We start from the raw sequence: 18,271 nt of genomic DNA, 5'->3' as shown, positions 1-18,271 counted from the left end.
TGGTTGACACCGCCGGCTGGTCGCCGGCACGGATGAAGGAGGCCATCGATGCCGCGGCAGGTCATGCCTTTGATCTCTCCACCGAAATACCATTGCGTGCAACGCTTTTCCGGAACAGCCTGGACGAGCATGTGCTGGTGGCGGTGGCCCATCATATTGCTGCGGATGGTTCGTCGCTGAATCCTTTGCTGCGCGACCTGACCGCCGCCTACACCGCCCGCTGCGCCGGGCGGGTTCCGGATTGGGTGCCGTTGCCGGTGCAGTACATCGATTACGCGCTGTGGCAGCGGGCGCAGTTCGGTGATCTCGAGGACCCGGACAGTCCGATCGCGGGGCAGTTGCGTTATTGGCAGGAGGCGTTGGCCGGGTTGCCCGAGCGGTTGGCGTTGCCGACGGATCGGCCGTATCCGGCGGTGGCTGATCATCGTGGGGCTCGGGTGGACATCGACTGGCCGGCGTCGCTGCAGCAGCAGGTATCGGCCCTGGCCCGGGTGCATAACGCGACCAGTTTCATGGTGGTGCAGGCCGGCTTGGCGGTGCTGCTGGCCAAGCTCGGTGCGAGTTGTGATGTGGCGGTGGGTTTTCCGATTGCCGGGCGTGGTGACCCGGCTCTTGATGACCTGGTCGGGTTCTTCGTCAACACCCTGGTGCTGCGCGTCGATTTGTCCGGTGATCCCACCGTCGGCGAAATCCTGGCCCGGGTGCGCCAACGCAGCCTGGCCGCCTACGAACACCAGGACGTGCCCTTCGAAATCCTGGTCGAGCGGCTCAACCCCACCCGATCGCTGGCCCACCACCCACTGATTCAGGTGATGTTGACCTGGCGCGGCGACGATCCGACGCGGCTGCGCCTGGGCGAGCTGGAGGTCGCGGCGCTGCCGATCGACATCGGCACCGCTCGAATGGATCTGACCTTCTCCCTGTGCGAACGCTGGACCGAGGAGGGCCGGCCCGCCGGCATCGCCGGAACGGTGGAATTCCGCACCGACGTCTTCGACGCGGACACCATCCGCACCCTCACCGAGCGGCTGCGCCGGGTGCTCGACGTCCTGACCGCCGACCCGGGCCGGCACCTCTCGTCGATCGAGGTGCTCGAGGACACCGAGTTTGCCCGGCTCGACATATTCGGCAACCGCGCGGCGCTGGGCCGGTCAACGACGGGCGCCTCGGTGCCCGCGCTGTTCGGCGCCTGGGCGCAGCGGGTGCCGGGGGCGGTGGCGATCAGCAGCGCGGACCGCTGCTGGACCTATCGGGAGGTCGACGAGACAGCGAATCGGCTGGCGCACTTGCTGATTCAGCACGGCGTGGACCGGGGGCAGTACGTGGGGTTGCTGCTGGACCGTTCCGCCGAGGCGGTCGTCGCGATCCTGGGGGTACTGAAGGCGGGCGCGGCGTACGTGCCGATGGATCCGGCGGTGCCGGCGGCGCGGATAGCCTTCATCGTCGCCGACGCCGATCTGCGGGTGGTGGTGACCGATGCGGGATCGCGCTCCCGGCTGACCGGGCTCGGCGCGGCGATCGTCGACCTCGACGATCCGGCGTTGGCGGACTACCCGGCCACCGAACCGGCCGGCCCGGGCCCGGCCGCCGGCGACATCGCCCACGTGATCTACACCTCGGGCACCACCGGCGAACCCAAGGGAGTGGCCGTCAGCCACCGCAACATCACCCAACTGTTCGCGTCGCTGGACACCGGCATCACCCTGGGACCGGATCAGGTGTGGAGCCAGTGCCATTCGCTGGCATTCGACTTCTCGGTGTGGGAGATCTGGGCCGCGCTGCTGCACGGCGGGCGGCTCGTGGTGGTGTCCGACGCGGTGGCCCGCTCACCGGATGACCTGCGGCGCTTGCTGATTCGCGAGCGCGTCACGGTGTTGACGCAGACGCCGTCGGCGGCCGGGGCACTGTCGCCGCAGGGGCTGGACTCGGTCGCCCTGGTGATCGGGGCGGAGCCGTGCCCGCCCGAGTTGGTGGACCGCTGGGCGCCGGACCGGGTGATGATCAACGTCTACGGGCCGACCGAGACCACCATGTGGGTGTCGCACAGTAGGCCGTTGGCGGCGGGCTCGGGCGCACCGCCGATCGGGTCGCCGGTGGCCGGGGCATCGTTTTTCGTGTTGGACCCCTGGTTATGCCCGGCCCCGGTGGGGGTCACGGGGGAGCTGTATGTGGCGGGCGCCGGGGTGGGCGCCGGCTATGTGGGCCGCGCGGCCTTGACGGCGTCGCGGTTTGTCGCCTGCCCGTTCGGTGGTACCGGCACCCGCATGTACCGCACCGGCGACCTGGTCCGCTGGGGTGCCGACGGGCAGCTGCACTACGTGGGCCGGGCCGACGAGCAGGTCAAGATTCGCGGGTATCGCATCGAGCTCGGCGAAATCCGTTCCGCGCTCACCGATCTCGACGGCGTCGAGCAGGCTGCGGTGATCGCCCGAGAGGACAGCCCCGGTCACAAACGCCTGGTCGCCTACCTCACCGGGACCGCCGACCCCGCGCAGGTCCGCACCCAGCTGGCCGACCGGCTGCCCGGCTACATGCTGCCGTCGGCGGTGCTGGCGCTCGACGCGCTGCCGCTGACGGTCAACGGCAAGCTGGACACCCGCGCCCTGCCCGCCCCCGAGCTCCGCGCCGAAAACCGTTACCGCGCACCGCAAAACCCCACCGAGGAAAGCCTGGCCGACGTCTACGCCCGCCTCCTCGGACTGGAACGGGTAGGGGTCGACGATTCCTTCTTCGAACTCGGCGGCGACTCGCTGTCGGCCATGCGGCTGATCACCGCGGTCAACGCCGAGTTGGACGCCGACCTGACCGTCCGCGCCCTGTTCGAGGCACCCACCGTCGCCCAACTGGCGCCCCGCGTCGCGGCCGGCACCGGCAGGGCCGGGCGATTGGTGGCCGCGGAACGCCCGGCGGTGCTGCCGCTGTCGTTCGCCCAATCCCGGCTGTGGTTCATCGACCAGTTGCACGGCCCGTCGCCCGTGTACAACATGGCGGTCGCATTGAACCTGCGCGGGCCGCTGGACACGGACGCGCTGGGCGCCGCCCTGGGCGACGTGGTGGCCCGCCACGAGAGCCTGCGTACCCTGTTCCCGGCGCCCGACGGGGCACCCCGACAAGTGGTGCTCGAGGCCGAACGCGCCGAGGTCGATTGGCAGGTCGTCGACGCGGCGCGGTGGCCGGCGTCCTGGCTGGCGGAGGCCACCCACGAGGCAGCGCGCTACACCTTCGACCTGGCCACCGAGATCCCCTTGCGCGCATGGCTTTTCCGGCGCAACCACGACGAGCACGTGCTGGTGGCGGTGGTCCACCACATCGCCGCGGACGGATGGTCGCTGACCCCGCTGGTGCGCGACCTGGGCGCCGCGTATGCCAGCCGGTGCCGCGGGCGGCCCCCGGACTGGGCGCCGCTGCCGGTGCAGTACGCCGACTACACGCTGTGGCAGCGAGCGCAATTCGGTGACCTCGACGACCCCGACAGCCCGATCGCCACCCAACTGCAGTACTGGCAGCGAGCCCTGGCCGGGATGCCGGAACGCGTCGCGCTGCCCACCGATCGGCCCTACCCGCTGGTCGCCGACCATCTCGGCGCGAGCGTGCAGGTACACTGGCCGGCCGAACTGCAGCAGCACATCGCCCAGCTGGCCCGGACGCACAACGCCACCAGCTTCATGGTGGTGCAGGCCGCCCTGGCGGTGCTGCTGTCCACCCTGAGTGCGAATCCCGATGTGGCCGTTGGTTTCCCGATCGCCGGCCGGCGCGACCCCGCGCTGGACGACGTGGTCGGGTTTTTCGTCAACACCCTGGTGCTGCGCGTCGACCTGGCCGACGACCCCAGTATCGCCGAGCTGCTGGGCCAGGTGCGCCACCGCAGCCTGCAGGCCTACGAAAACCAGGACGTGCCCTTCGAGCTACTGGTGGAACGGCTGAACCCCACCCGCAGCCTCGCCCACCATCCGCTGGTCCAGGTGATGCTGGCCTGGCAGAACAACGACCCGGTCGATGTGAGCCTGGGCGACGTGCACGTCACGCCGATGCCGCTGGAAAACCAGGTCGCCCGAATGGATCTGGTGTGGTCGCTGGCCGAACGCTGGACAGCGGACGGCCGGCCCGACGGCATCGACGGCACGGTGGAGTTCCGCACCGACGTCTTCGACGCGGCCAGCATCGAAACACTCGTGCGCCGCTTGCAGCGGGTGTTGCTCGCCATGACCGCCGATCCCGCCCGGCCGGTGTCGTCGATCGACATCCTCGACGAACCGGAGTACGCCCACCTCGACGCGCTCGGCAACCGTGCCGCGCTGACCCGACCGGCGACCGGGTGGGTGTCGATTTCGCAGCTGTTCGCCGCCCAGGTGGCGCGCACCCCCGAGGCGGTGGCGATCAGCTGCGGCGAGCGGTCCTGGACCTACCGCGAACTCGACTCGTCGGCAAACCGGCTGGCGCGCGTGCTGGCCGGCCGGGGCGCCCGCCCGGGCGAGCGGGTCGCCGTGCTGGTCCCGCGGTCCGCCGGCGCGGTGGTGTCCATCCTGGCGGTGCTCAAGACCGGCGCCGCGTACGTCCCGATCGACCCCGGATTGCCCTCGGCGCGAATCGATTTCATGCTCGCCGACGCCGTGCCCGTCGTCACGGTCACCACCGCCGAACTGCGCGCTTCGGCCGGCGACCCAGATCGGGTCGTCGCCATCGACGACCCTGCCCCGCACGTCCCGCGCATCGGCGGGCGGGCGGCCCCGGCGCCGGATGACATCGCCTACGTCATCTACACCTCCGGCACCACCGGCGTTCCCAAGGGGGTCGCGGTCACTCACCACAACGTCACCCAGCTGCTTGGCTCGCTGGACGACCGATTGGGCCTCGGCCGGGTATGGAGCCAGTGCCATTCGCTGGCGTTCGACTTCTCGGTGTGGGAGATCTTCGGCGCGCTGCTGCGCGGCGGGCGGCTGGTCATCGTGCCCGACGACGTCGTCCGGTCGCCGGAAGACCTGCACGCCTTGCTGATCGGCGAGGGCGTCACCGTGCTGAGCCAGACCCCGTCGGCGGCGGCGGCGTTGTCGCCGGAACGGCTGGAATCGGTGGCGCTGGTGCTCGGCGGTGAGGCCTGCCCGGTCGAGCTGATGGACCGCTGGGCGCCCGGCCGGCTGATGGTCAACCAGTACGGGCCCACCGAGACCACGCTGTACGCGACGATGACCACGCCGCTGCGTGCGGGCGGCGCCGCGGTGCCGATCGGCTCGCCGGTGCCCGGGGCGGCGCTGTTCGTGCTGGACGGCCGGCTGCGCCGGGTGCCGCCCGGCGTGGTGGGCGAGCTGTACGTGGCCGGCCGCGGTGTGGCCGCCGGCTATCTCGGCCGCGCGGCCTTGACGGCGTCGCGGTTTGTCGCCTGCCCGTTCGGTGGTACCGGCACCCGCATGTACCGCACCGGCGACCTGGCGCGCTGGGGTGCCGACGGGCAGCTGCACTACGTGGGCCGGGCCGACGAGCAGGTCAAGATTCGCGGGTTCCGCATCGAGCTCGGCGAAATCCGTTCCGTGCTGGCCGGTTTGGACGGGGTGGAGCAGGCCGCGGTGATCGCCCGCGACGACGGCGCCGGGCACCCGCGACTGGTGGCCTACATCACCGGCACCGCGGACCCGGCCGAGCTGCGCGCGCAGCTGGCCGACCGACTGCCCGGCTACATGGTGCCCTCGGCGGTGGTGGTGCTGGACGCGCTGCCGCTGACCGGCAACGGCAAGCTGGACACCCGCGCCCTGCCCGCACCCGACTACGCCGGCGGCCGTTACCGGGCCCCGGGCGACGCGATCGAGGAGATCCTGGCCGGCATCTACGCCCAGGTGCTGGGCGTGGAGCGGGTCGGGGTGGACGACTCGTTCTTCGACCTGGGCGGCGACAGCATCCTGTCCATGCAGGTGGTGGCACGGGCCCGGGCCGCCGGCGTGATGTGCACGGCCCGAGACGTTTTCGTCGAACAGACGGTGGCCCGGCTGGCCCGGGTCGTCACCGTGGCCGCCGCCGACGGCGAGTTGGGCGCGGCCGACGAGGGGATCGGGCCGGTGCAGCCCACCCCGATCATGCGCTGGCTGCAGGACATCGACGGCCCGATCGACGAGTTCAACCAGACCATGGTGCTGGCCGCCCCGGCGGGGGTGAGCCAATCCGACGTGGCGGTGGTGCTGCAGGCGCTGCTGGATCGGCATCCGATGCTGCGGCTGTGCCTCGACGACGACGGCGCCGGCGGCTGGGACCTGCACGTGCCGCCCCCCGGTTCGGTTGACGCCCGCCCCATCCTGCGCACCGTCGATGTGCTCTCCGAGGCCGCGCTGGCCCGGGCCCGGGCCCGGCTGAACCCCGGCGCCGGCCTGATGCTGTCCGCGGTATGGGCAAGCGAGACAAGCCAATTGGCGTTGGTTGTTCATCACCTGGCGGTTGATGGGGTGTCGTGGCGGACGTTGATCGAGGACATCAACATCGCCTGGGCGCAGCATCACAGCGGTCAGGAGATCGCGTTGCCGGTGCCGGGCACGTCGTTTGCGCGGTGGTCGTCGATTCTGGCCGAGTACGCCAAGAGTCCGGCGGTGGTGGCTGCGGCGGCGGCGTGGCAGCAGGTGGTGGCCACGCCGGCGGTGTTGCCGGCGGTGGGGCCCGATGACACGTATGCGTCGGCGGGGCAGTTGTCGGCGTCGCTGGATGTGCAGACCACCCGGTTGTTGTTGGGGGAGGTGCCGGCGGCGTTTCACGCTGGGGTGCAAGACATTTTGTTGATTGCGTTCGGGTTGGCCTGCACGGAGTTCGTGGGTGGTGGCGCGCCGATCGGTATCGACGTGGAGGGTCACGGGCGGCACGAGGAGATCGCCTCGGGGGTGGATCTGTCTCGTACGGTGGGCTGGTTCACCACGAAATATCCTGTGGCACTGAGGATGAGCCGGCGTCTGGATTGGGCGCGGGTGGTGGCGGGGGAGGCCGCGCTGGGCGCGGTGATCAAGGATGCCAAGGAGCAGTTGCGGGCGCTGCCCGACGGCCTGAGCTACGGGTTGCTGCGCTACTTGAACCCCGAGATCGAGGTGCAGGGGCCGGATCCGGTGATCGGATTCAACTACCTGGGCCGGCTCGGCGGCGCGGCCGCCGACCTGTCCGACGAGCACTGGCGCCTCAGCCCCGACAGTCCCTCGGTGAGCGCCGCGGCCGCGGCGATCCCACTGCCGTTGGGACATACCGTCGAACTCAACGCCGGCACCATGGACACCGACGCCGGCCCGCAGTTGCACGCCAACTGGACCTGGGCGCGCTCCGTGCTCACCGACGAGCAGCTAAACCGGTTGAGCCGGTTGTGGTTCGAGGCGCTGACCGGCATCTGCGCGCACGTGCAGGCCGGCGGCGGCGGGCTGACGCCGTCCGACATCGCGCCCACCCGCCTCGACCAAGGCCGGATCGAGCAGCTGGAACGGCGCTACGACGTCGCCGACATCCTGCCGCTGACCCCGCTGCAGCAGGGGCTGCTGTTCCACGCGACCGGAAGCCATGCCGAGGGCGACGTCTACGCGGTGCAGCTGAGCGTCACGCTGCGCGGCGCCCTCGACCCGCACCGGCTACACCGCGCCCTGCACACCGTCGTCACCCGCCACCCGAACCTGGCCGCCCGCTTCTGCCCGAGCTCGGCGAGCCGGTGCAGATCATTCCCGCCGAACCCGAAATAGCTTGGCGCTACCTCGAACTCGACGCCAGCGACGTCGACGAACAGCTCGAGCAGCTGTCCGCGGACGAACGCGCCGCGGTGCGAGAGCTCGGCGACCGCCCGCCGTTTGGCGCCGCGCTGATCCGCACCGCGGACACGGAACACCGGTTCGTGCTCACCGTCCACCACCTGGTGATGGACGGTTGGTCGCTGCCGGTGCTGCTGCAGGAAATCTTCGCCTGCTACTACGGTGCCCGGCTGCCGGCGCCGGCGCCGTACCGCGGCTTCGTCACCTGGCTGGCGGCCCGCGACGTGCCGGCCGCCCGCGCCGCATGGCGCGCGGTGCTCGACGGTTTCGACACCCCCACCCTGGTCGCCCCGCGGGGTGCCGACGCGCCCGGGCGGCGCGGGGTCGCCTCGTTCCGGATGGCGGCCGAAACCACCAGCGCGGTAAGCGAACTCGCACGCCGCCGCCGCACCACCGTCAACACCGTGTTGCAGGCCGCCTGGGCGCAGCTGCTGATGATGCTGACCGGCCAGCACGACGTCGCGTTCGGCACCGCCGTCTCCGGCCGGCCGGCCGAGCTGCCCGGCGCCGAGTCGATGGTCGGGCTGTTGATCAACACCGTCCCGGTGCGCGCCCGCGCCGCCGCGGCGACCACCATCGCGGATCTCCTCGACCAGCTGCAGTGCGCCCACAACGACACCGTGGAGCATCAGCATTTGGGACTCAACGAAATCCACCGCGTCACCGGACAGGACCAACTCTTCGACACCCTGCTGGTCTACGAGAACTATCCGATCGACACCGCCGCGCTGTCGGCCGCCGACGACCTCACCGCCACCGAATTCAGCTGCCACGACTACAACCACTACCCGCTGTCGCTGCAGGTGGTGCCCGGCGACGAACTGGGCCTTCGCCTCGAATTCGACACCGACGTGTTCGACCCGGCGGCCATCGACACCCTGGCCGACCGGTTGCGGAGGCTGCTGGCCGCCATGCCCGCCGACCCGGACCGCCCGTTGCGATCACTGGACCTGCTCGACTCCACCGAGCACACCCGGCTGCAACGGTGGGGCAACCGGCCGGCGCTGAGCCGGCCGGCAACCGGGCCGTCGCTGCCGGAGTTGTTCACCGCACAGGTCGCCAACGCTCCGCACGCCGTCGCGCTGCGCTGCGCCGGCCGCTCGATGACCTATCGCGAACTCGACGAGGCGTCGACCCGGCTGGCCCACCTGCTGGCCGGCCACGGCGCCACCCCGGGTTGCTTTGTGGCACTGCTGTTTTCCCGGTCGGCCGAGGCGATCGTCGCGATGCTGGCGGTGCTGAAAACCGGCGCGGCCTACCTGCCGATCGACCCGGCGCTGCCGGCGACCCGCATCGAGTTCATGCTCGGCGACGCCGCACCCGTCGTCGCGGTCAGCACCGCCGGCCTGCGCGCCCGGCTGGAGGCCTTCGGCCTGCCGGTCGTCGACGTCGCCGCCACCGGCGCCCAGCCCGGCGGCCCGTTGCCGCCGCCCGCGCCCGACAACATCGCCTATCTGCTCTACACGTCCGGGACCACCGGCGTCCCCAAAGGCGTTGCGGTCACCCACCGCAACGTCGCCCAGCTGCTCGAGTCCCTGCACGCGTCGCTGCCCGGCACCGGGGTGTGGTCGCAGTGCCACTCCTACGGCTTCGACGTCTCGGTCCAGGAGATCTGGGGCGCCCTGGCCGGCGGGGGCCGGCTGGTGGTGGTGCCCGAGTCGGTGACCAGCTCACCCGACGAGCTGCACGCGCTGCTGATCGCCGAGAACGTCACCGTGCTCAGCCAGACACCGTCGGCGCTGGCGGCGCTGTCACCACGAAACCTGCACGCGGCGTTGGTGATCGGCGGCGAGCCCTGCCCGGCCGCGCTCGCCGACCGGTGGGCGCCCGGCCGGGTGATGATCAACGCCTACGGCCCCACGGAAACCACCGTCGACGCGGTGCTCAGCACACCGCTGGCCGCCGGCGCCGGAGCACCCCCACTCGGCTCCCCGGTAGCAGGTGCGACGCTGTTCGTGCTGGATGGATGGCTGCGGCCGGTGCCTGCCGGTGTGACCGGCGAGCTCTATATCGCCGGCGCCGGGGTGGCCGCCGGCTATCTGGGCCGCGCCGGTCTGACGGCGGCGCGGTTCGTGGCCTGCCCGTTCGGCGGCGCCGGTGCGCGAATGTACCGCACCGGCGATCTGGTGCGCTGGGATCGCGACGGCCGGCTGCACTACGTCGCCCGGGCCGATCAGCAGGTCAAGATCCGCGGCCACCGCATCGAGCTGGGCGAAATCCATTCTGCGCTGGCCGAACTGGACGGCGTCGAGCAGGCGGCGGTGATCGCCCGCGAGGACCGCCCCGGCGAGAAACGGATCGTCGGCTACCTCACCGGCACCGCCGACCCGGCGGCGATCCGCGCCCGGCTGGCCGAGCGGTTGCCGGCCTACATGGTTCCCGCCGCGGTGCTGGCGATCGAGGCGCTGCCGTTGACTCCCAACGGGAAACTGGACGCCCGGGCCCTGCCAGCGCCGGAATACGCGGGCGGGGCATACCGGGCGCCATCCACTCCCACCGAGGAGATCATCGCCGGCATCTACACCCAGGTGCTTGGCCTGCACAGGGTTGGTGTCGACGACTCGTTCTTCGACCTGGGCGGTGATTCGCTGTCGGCGATGCGGGTGATCGCCGCCGTCAACGCCGGCCTCGACGCCCGGCTGTCGGTGCGAGTGTTGTTCGAAGCGCCCACCATTGCGCAACTGGCGGCGCGCCTCGGCGAAGGCGGGCACCGGTTCGCCGCGGTGGTGGCCGCCGAGCGGCCGGCGGTGGTGCCGTTGTCGTTCGCGCAGTCGCGGCTGTGGTTCATCGGCCAGCTGCACGGGCCGTCCCCGGTGTACAACATGGTGGCCGCGCTGCGGCTGCACGGGCCGGTGGACATCGGCGCGCTGGGCGCCGCACTGCATGATGTCGTGACCCGGCACGAGAGCCTGCGCACGGTGTTCGCCGCGACCGACGGGACGCCCGCCCAAGTGGTGCTGCCGCCCGACCGTGCCGACATCGGCTGGCAGGTCATCGACGCCAGTGGCTGGTCGCCGGCCCGACTGGATGACGTCATCCGCGACACCGCCCGGCATACCTTTGACTTGGCTGCTGAAATTCCGTTGCGTGCAGTGCTTTTGCGGTGTGGTGTCGAGGAGCATTTGTTGGTGGCGGTGGTGCATCATATTGCCGCGGACGGGTGGTCGTTGACGCCGTTGGTGCGTGACTTGGCGCGGGCGTATGCGAGTCGGTCGGCGGGGCGGGTTCCGGATTGGGTGCCGTTGCCGGTGCAGTATGTCGATTACACGTTGTGGCAGCGCGCCCAGTTCGGTGACCTCGACGACCCGCACAGCCTGATCGCCGGTCAGCTGCGCTACTGGGAAAGCGCGTTGGCGGGCATGCCCGAGCGGTTGGAATTGCCCACCGATCGGCCGTATCCGGTGGTGGCCGATTTCCGCGGCGCCAGTGTCGCGGTGGAGTGGCCGGCGCAGTTGCAGCAGCAAATATCGCGGTTGGCCGGCGCGCATAATGCCACCAGTTTCATGGTGGTGCAGGCCGCGTTGGCGGTGCTGCTGGCCAAGGTGAGCGCGAGTTCGGATGTGGCGGTGGGCTTTCCGATCGCTGGGCGGCGCGACCCGGCGCTGGATGACGTGGTGGGTTTTTTCGTCAACACCTTGGTGCTGCGGGTGGACGTCTCCGGTGATCCCACGGTGGCCGAGCTGCTGGCGCGGGTGCGGCAACGCAGCCTGGCTGCCTATGAGCATCAGGATGTGCCGTTCGAGGTGCTGGTGGAGCGGCTCAACCCGGCCCGCAGCCTGGCGCACCATCCGCTGGTGCAGGTGATGTTGGCCTGGCAGAACATCGAGCCCACCGAGCTGAGCCTGGGGCAGGTGCGGGTGATTCCGCTGCCGGTGGATACCCGCACCGCCCGGATGGATCTGGCCTGGTCGCTGGCCGAACGCTGGACACCCGATGGCTCCCCCGCCGGTATCGGGGAGCGGTCGAATTCCGCACCGACGTGTTCGACACCGCCACGGTCGAGGCGTTGACCCAGCGACTGCGGCGGGTGCTGGCGGCCATGACCGCCGACCCCGGCCGCCGGTTGTCCTCGATCGACCTGCTCGACCCCGACGAGCACGCCCGCCTCGATGCCCTCGGCAACCGCGCAGCACTGACCCGACCGCAAAACCCGCCCACCTCCATCCCCGCGATGTTCGCCGCCCAGGTGGCGCGCACCCCGCACGCCGTGGCGCTGACCGCCAACGGTCGCTCGGTCACCTATCGTCGGCTTGAGGAACACGCAAACCAATTGGCGCACCAACTTATTCGTTACGGCGCAGGGCCGGGCCGCTGCGTGGCCGTGCTGCTGGAGCGTTCCGCCGAGGCCGTCGCGGCCATCCTGGGGGTGCTCAAGGCCGGGGCCGCCTACCTGCCCATCGACCCCGGCCTGCCCAGCGCGCGGATCGAGTTCATGCTCGCCGACGCCGCACCCGCGGCCGTGCTCACCAGCACCGAATTCCATTGCCGTCTAAAGGAGTACGACCAGACCGTCATCGACGTCGACGACCCGTCGATCCGGGAACAACCCGTCACCGCACCACCCGCACCCGCCCCGGACAATATCGCTTACCTCATCTACACCTCCGGGACCACCGGCGTCCCCAAAGGCGTTGCGGTCACCCACCGCAACGCCACCCAGCTGTTCGCGTCGCTGGGAGCCGCCGGCCTGCCCGCCGCACCCGGAAAGGTGTGGGGCCAGTGCCATTCGCTGGCCTTCGACTTCTCAGTGTGGGAGATCTTCGGCGCGCTCCTGAACGGCGGGCGCGTGCTGGTGGTGCCCGACGACGTGGTCCGCTCCCCGGAAGACCTGCACGCCTTGCTCGTTGCGGAACGCGTCGACGTGCTCAGCCAAACGCCGTCGGCATTCGATGCGCTGCAGCGCGCCGACTCCGCCCGGCGGCTCAACCCGCAGACGGTGATCTTCGGGGGCGAAGCGCTGATCCCGCACCGGCTGGGCGGCTGGCTGGACGGGCATCCCGCACGCCCGCGGCTGATCAACATGTACGGCATCACCGAGACGACGGTGCACGCCTCGTTCCGGGAGATCGTCGACGGCGACATCGACGGCAACGTCAGCCCGATCGGAATGCCCTTGGCGCACTTGGGATTCTTCGTGCTGGATGGATGGCTGCGGCCGGTGCCTGCCGGTGTGACCGGCGAGCTCTATATCGCCGGCGCCGGGGTGGCCGCCGGCTATCTGGGCCGGCCCGGTCTGACGGCGTCACGGTTCGTGGCCTGCCCGTTCGGCGGCGCCGGCGAGCGAATGTACCGCACCGGGGACCTGGCCCGGTGGGGCACCGACGGGCAGCTGCACTACCTGGGCCGCGCCGATCAGCAGGTCAAGATTCGCGGCTACCGGATCGAACTCGGCGAAATCCAGTCCGCCCTGGCCGAATTGGACGGCGTCGAGCAGGCGACGGTGATCGCCCGCGAGGACCGCCCCGGCGACAAGCGGCTGGTCGGCTACGTCACCGGGACCGCCGACCCGGCGCAGCTCCGCACCGCGCTGGCCGAACGGCTGCCCGCCTACCTGGTCCCCGCGGCCGTGGTCGCGATCGACGCAATGCCGTTGACGCCCAACGGAAAACTCGACACCGGCGCCCTGCCCGCCCCCGACTACCACGGCGCCGACCAGTACCACGCCCCGGCGAGCGCGGTCGAGCAGACCCTGGCCGACATCTATGCCCACGTCCTGGACGTGCGGCCGCCCCGGCTGGTCGGCATCGACGACTCGTTCTTCGACCTGGGCGGTGATTCGCTGTCGGCCATGCGGCTGGTCGCGGAGGTCAACTCCCGCCTCGACGTCCACCTCGGCGTCCGGGCCCTGTTCGAGGCGCCCACCATTCGGCGGCTGGCCGCGCGGCTGGGGGCCGACGGGTCGGCGCGTGCGCCGCTGGTGGCCGCCGAGCGGCCGGCGGTGGTGCCGTTGTCGTTCGCCCAGTCGCGGCTGTGGTTCATCGGCCAGCTGCACGGGCCGTCGCCGGTGCACAACATGGCCATCGCGTTGCAGCTGCACGGGCGCCTCGACGCGGCGGCGTTCGGCGCGGCGCTGGCCGACGTGGTGGGCCGCCACGAGAGCCTGCGCACCCTGTTCCCCGCCCACGAGGGCATACCCCAGCAGCTGGTGATCGAGGTCGACGAGGCCGACATCGGCTGGCAGGTCATCGACGCCAGTGGCTGGTCGCCGGCCCGACTGGATGACGTCATCCGCGACACCGCCCGGCATACCTTTGACTTGGCTGCTGAAATTCCGTTGCGTGCAGTGCTTTTGCGGTGTGGTGTCGAGGAGCATTTGTTGGTGGCGGTGGTGCATCATATTGCCGCGGACGGGTGGTCGTTGACGCCGTTGGTGCGTGACTTGGCGCGGGCGTATGCGAGTCGGTCGGCGGGGCGGGTTCCGGATTGGGTGCCGTTGCCGGTGCAGTATGTCGATTACACGTTGTGGCAGCGCGCCCAGTTCGGTGACCTCGACGACCCGCACAGCCTGATCGCCGGTCAGCTGCGCTACTGGGAAAGCGCGTTGGCGGGCATGCCCGAGCGGTTGGAATTGCCCACCGATCGGCCGTATCCGGTGGTGGCCGATTTCCGCGGCGCCAGTGTCGCGGTGGAGTGGCCGGCGCAGTTGCAGCAGCAAATATCGCGGTTGGCCGGCGCGCATAATGCCACCAGTTTCATGGTGGTGCAGGCCGCGTTGGCGGTGCTGCTGGCCAAGGTGAGCGCGAGTTCGGATGTGGCGGTGGGCTTTCCGATCGCTGGGCGGCGCGACCCGGCGCTGGATGACGTGGTGGGTTTTTTCGTCAACACCTTGGTGCTGCGGGTGGACGTCTCCGGTGATCCCACGGTGGCCGAGCTGCTGGCGCGGGTGCGGCAACGCAGCCTGGCTGCCTATGAGCATCAGGATGTGCCGTTCGAGGTGCTGGTGGAGCGGCTCAACCCGGCCCGCAGCCTGGCGCACCATCCGCTGGTGCAGGTGATGTTGGCCTGGCAGAACATCGAGCCCACCGAGCTGAGCCTGGGGCAGGTGCGGGTGATTCCGCTGCCGGTGGATACCCGCACCGCCCGGATGGATCTGGCCTGGTCGCTGGCCGAACGCTGGACACCCGATGGCTCCCCGCCGGTATCGGGGAGCGGTCGAATTCCGCACCGACGTGTTCGACACCGCCACGGTCGAGGCGTTGACCCAGCGACTGCGGCGGGTGCTGGCGGCCATGACCGCCGACCCCGGCCGCCGGTTGTCCTCGATCGACCTGCTCGACCCCGACGAGCACGCCCGCCTCGATGCCCTCGGCAACCGCGCAGCACTGACCCGACCGCAAAACCCGCCCACCTCCATCCCCGCGATGTTCGCCGCCCAGGTGGCGCGCACCCCGCACGCCGTGGCGCTGACCGCCAACGGTCGCTCGGTCACCTATCGTCGGCTTGAGGAACACGCAAACCAATTGGCGCACCAACTTATTCGTTACGGCGCAGGGCCGGGCCGCTGCGTGGCCGTGCTGCTGGAGCGTTCCGCCGAGGCCGTCGCGGCCATCCTGGGGGTGCTCAAGGCCGGGGCCGCCTACCTGCCCATCGACCCCGGCCTGCCCAGCGCGCGGATCGAGTTCATGCTCGCCGACGCCGCACCCGCGGCCGTGCTCACCAGCACCGAATTCCATTGCCGTCTAAAGGAGTACGACCAGACCGTCATCGACGTCGACGACCCGTCGATCCGGGAACAACCCGTCACCGCACCACCCGCACCCGCCCCGGACAATATCGCTTACCTCATCTACACCTCCGGGACCACCGGCGTCCCCAAAGGCGTTGCGGTCACCCACCGCAACGCCACCCAGCTGTTCGCGTCGCTGGGAGCCGCCGGCCTGCCCGCCGCACCCGGAAAGGTGTGGGGCCAGTGCCATTCGCTGGCCTTCGACTTCTCAGTGTGGGAGATCTTCGGCGCGCTCCTGAACGGCGGGCGCGTGCTGGTGGTGCCCGACGACGTGGTCCGCTCGCCAAAAGACCTGCACGCCTTGCTCGTTGCGGAACGCGTCGACATGTTGACCCAGACGCCGTCCGAGGTGGGCGTGCTCTCACCCGACGGTCTGGAGTCGACGACGCTGGCGGTCGCCGGCGAGGCCTGCCCGGTCGAGGTGGTGGACCGCTGGGCGCCCGGCCGGGTGATGATCAACGTCTACGGGCCCACGGAGACCACCATCGTCGCCGCCGTCAGCGCGCCGCTGACCCCTGGCCCCGAGGCGCCGCCGATCGGTGCGCCCGTGCCGGGGACCGCGCTGAGAGTGCTCGACGCACACCTGCGGCCGGTGCCCCCCGGTGTGGTCGGCGAGTTGTACGTGGCCGGCGCCGGGGTATCGACCGGCTACCTGGGCCGGCCCGGCCTGACGGCGTCGCGGTTCGTGGCCTGCCCGTTCGGCGGCGCCGGCGAGCGGATGTATCGCACCGGGGACCTGGTCCGGTGGGGCGCCGACGGGCAACTGCAATACCTCGGCCGCGCCGACGAACAGGTCAAGATCCGCGGCTACCGCATCGAACTCGGCGAAATCCAGTCCGCCCTGGCCGAATTGGACGGCGTCGAGCAGGCGACGGTGATCGCCCGCGAGGACCGTCCCGGCGACAAGCGGCTGGTCGGCTACGTCACCGGGACCGCCGACCCGGCGCAGCTCCGCACCGCGCTGGCCGAACGGCTGCCCGGCTACATGGTGCCCGCCGCGGTGCTGGTGCTGGACGCGCTGCCGTTGACACCCAGCGGCAAACTCGACACCGGCGCCCTGCCCGCCCCCGACTACCAGGGCCCCGAGGACTACCTGGCCCCGGCCGGCGCGGTGGAGGAGATCCTGGCCTGGCTCTACGCCCAGGTGCTGGGGCTGCCGCGGCGGGTCGGGGTGCAGGAATCCTTCTTCGACCTGGGCGGCGACTCGCTGTCGGCCATGCGGCTGGTCGCGGCCATCTACAACGCGCTGGACATCCACCTGCCGGTGCGGGCCGTCTTCGAGGCGCCCTCGGTGCGCAGCCTGAGCCAGCGGCTGAACGCCGATCCCGCTGTGGCGCAAGGCCTTCGGGCCGACTTCGCATCGGTGCACGGCCGCGACGCCACCGAGGTGTACGCCAGCGACCTGACCCTGGACAAGTTCATCGACGCCGCGACGCTGTCCGCCGCACCCGCGCTGCCCGGCCCCGGCGCCGAGGTGCGCACCGTGCTGCTGACCGGCGCCACCGGCTTCCTGGGCCGCTACCTGGTGCTGCAATGGCTGGAACGCCTGGAACTGGCCGACGGGAAACTCATCTGTCTGGTGCGGGCCGCCTCGGACGACGACGCGCGGCGCCGCCTCGAGCGCACTTTCGACAGCGGCGATCCCGCCCTGCTGCGGTACTTCCACGAACTGGCCGCCGACCACCTCGAAGTCATCGCCGGCGACAAGGGCCGCGCCAACCTCGGCCTGGACGATCGGACCTGGCAGCGGCTGGCCGACACCGTCGACCTGATCGTCGACGCGGCGGCCGTCGTCAACGGCGTGCTGCCCTACCAGGAACTGTTCGGCCCCAACGTCGCCGGCACCGCCGAACTGATCCGGCTGGCGCTGTCCACCAGACTCAAGCCGTACAGCTACGTGTCGACCGCCAACGTCGGCGACCAGATCGAGCCGTCGGCGTTCACCGAGGACGCCGACATCCGGGTCGCCGGGCCGATCCGCACCATCGACGGCGGCTACGGCAACGGCTACGGCAACAGCAAGTGGGCCGGCGAAGTGTTGCTGCGCGAGGCGCACGACCTGTGCGGGCTGCCGGTCTCGGTGTTCCGCTGCGACATGATCCTGGCCGACACCAGCTACGCGGGCCAGCTCAACCTGCCGGACATGTTCACCCGGCTGCTGTTCAGCGTGGTGGCCAGCGGCGTGGCGCCGCGCTCGTTCTACCGGCTCGACGCGCACGGCAACCGGCAGCGCGCGCACTTCGACGCGCTGCCGGTCGAGTTCGTCGCCGAGGCGATCGCCACGCTGGGCGCCCAGGTGGGCCGGGACGCCGGCACCGGGTTCGCGACCTACCACGTGATGAACCCGCACGACGACGGCATCGGGCTCGACGAGTACGTCGACTGGCTGATCGAGGCGGGTTACCCGATCGAGCGGGTCGACGACTTCGACCAGTGGCTGCACCGGATGGAGACCGCGCTGCACGCCCTGCCCGAACGGCAGCGCCACCAGTCGGTGCTGCAGCTGCTGGCGTTGCGCAACGCCCGGCACGTGCCGCCGGCCGACCCGGCCCGCGGCTGCCTGGGGCCCACCGAGCGGTTCCGCGCCGCGGTGCAAGAAGCCAAAATTGGCGCCGACAACGACATCCCGCACATCACCGCCCCGGTCATCGTCAAATACGTGACCGACCTGCAGTTGCTGGGCTTGCTCTGAAAGATATTGGGCCGCAAAGGCTCTGGTGATAGGCGCGTAGGCCGTCGTCGCCGCGCCCGGCGCTGGCTACCATGACCGTAGAACGCGACGGTCCCGCCA

1 pseudogene is annotated in these 18,271 nt (G+C 70.8%); it reads left to right on the top strand.

Annotation, left to right across the window (positions count from 1 at the left end):
- A pseudogene (locus NF20_RS28675) lies at window positions 1-18,172 on the top strand (amino acid adenylation domain-containing protein); the annotation flags it as partial.
- Window positions 18,173-18,271 lie beyond the last annotated feature (99 nt).

This window comes from Mycobacterium sp. MAC_080597_8934 (assembly GCF_000523975.1).
GTDB classification, from domain to species: domain Bacteria; phylum Actinomycetota; class Actinomycetes; order Mycobacteriales; family Mycobacteriaceae; genus Mycobacterium; species Mycobacterium avium.
The sequence above is the reverse complement of the archived record's forward strand: the minus strand, read 5'-3'. Positions and strand labels throughout refer to the sequence as shown.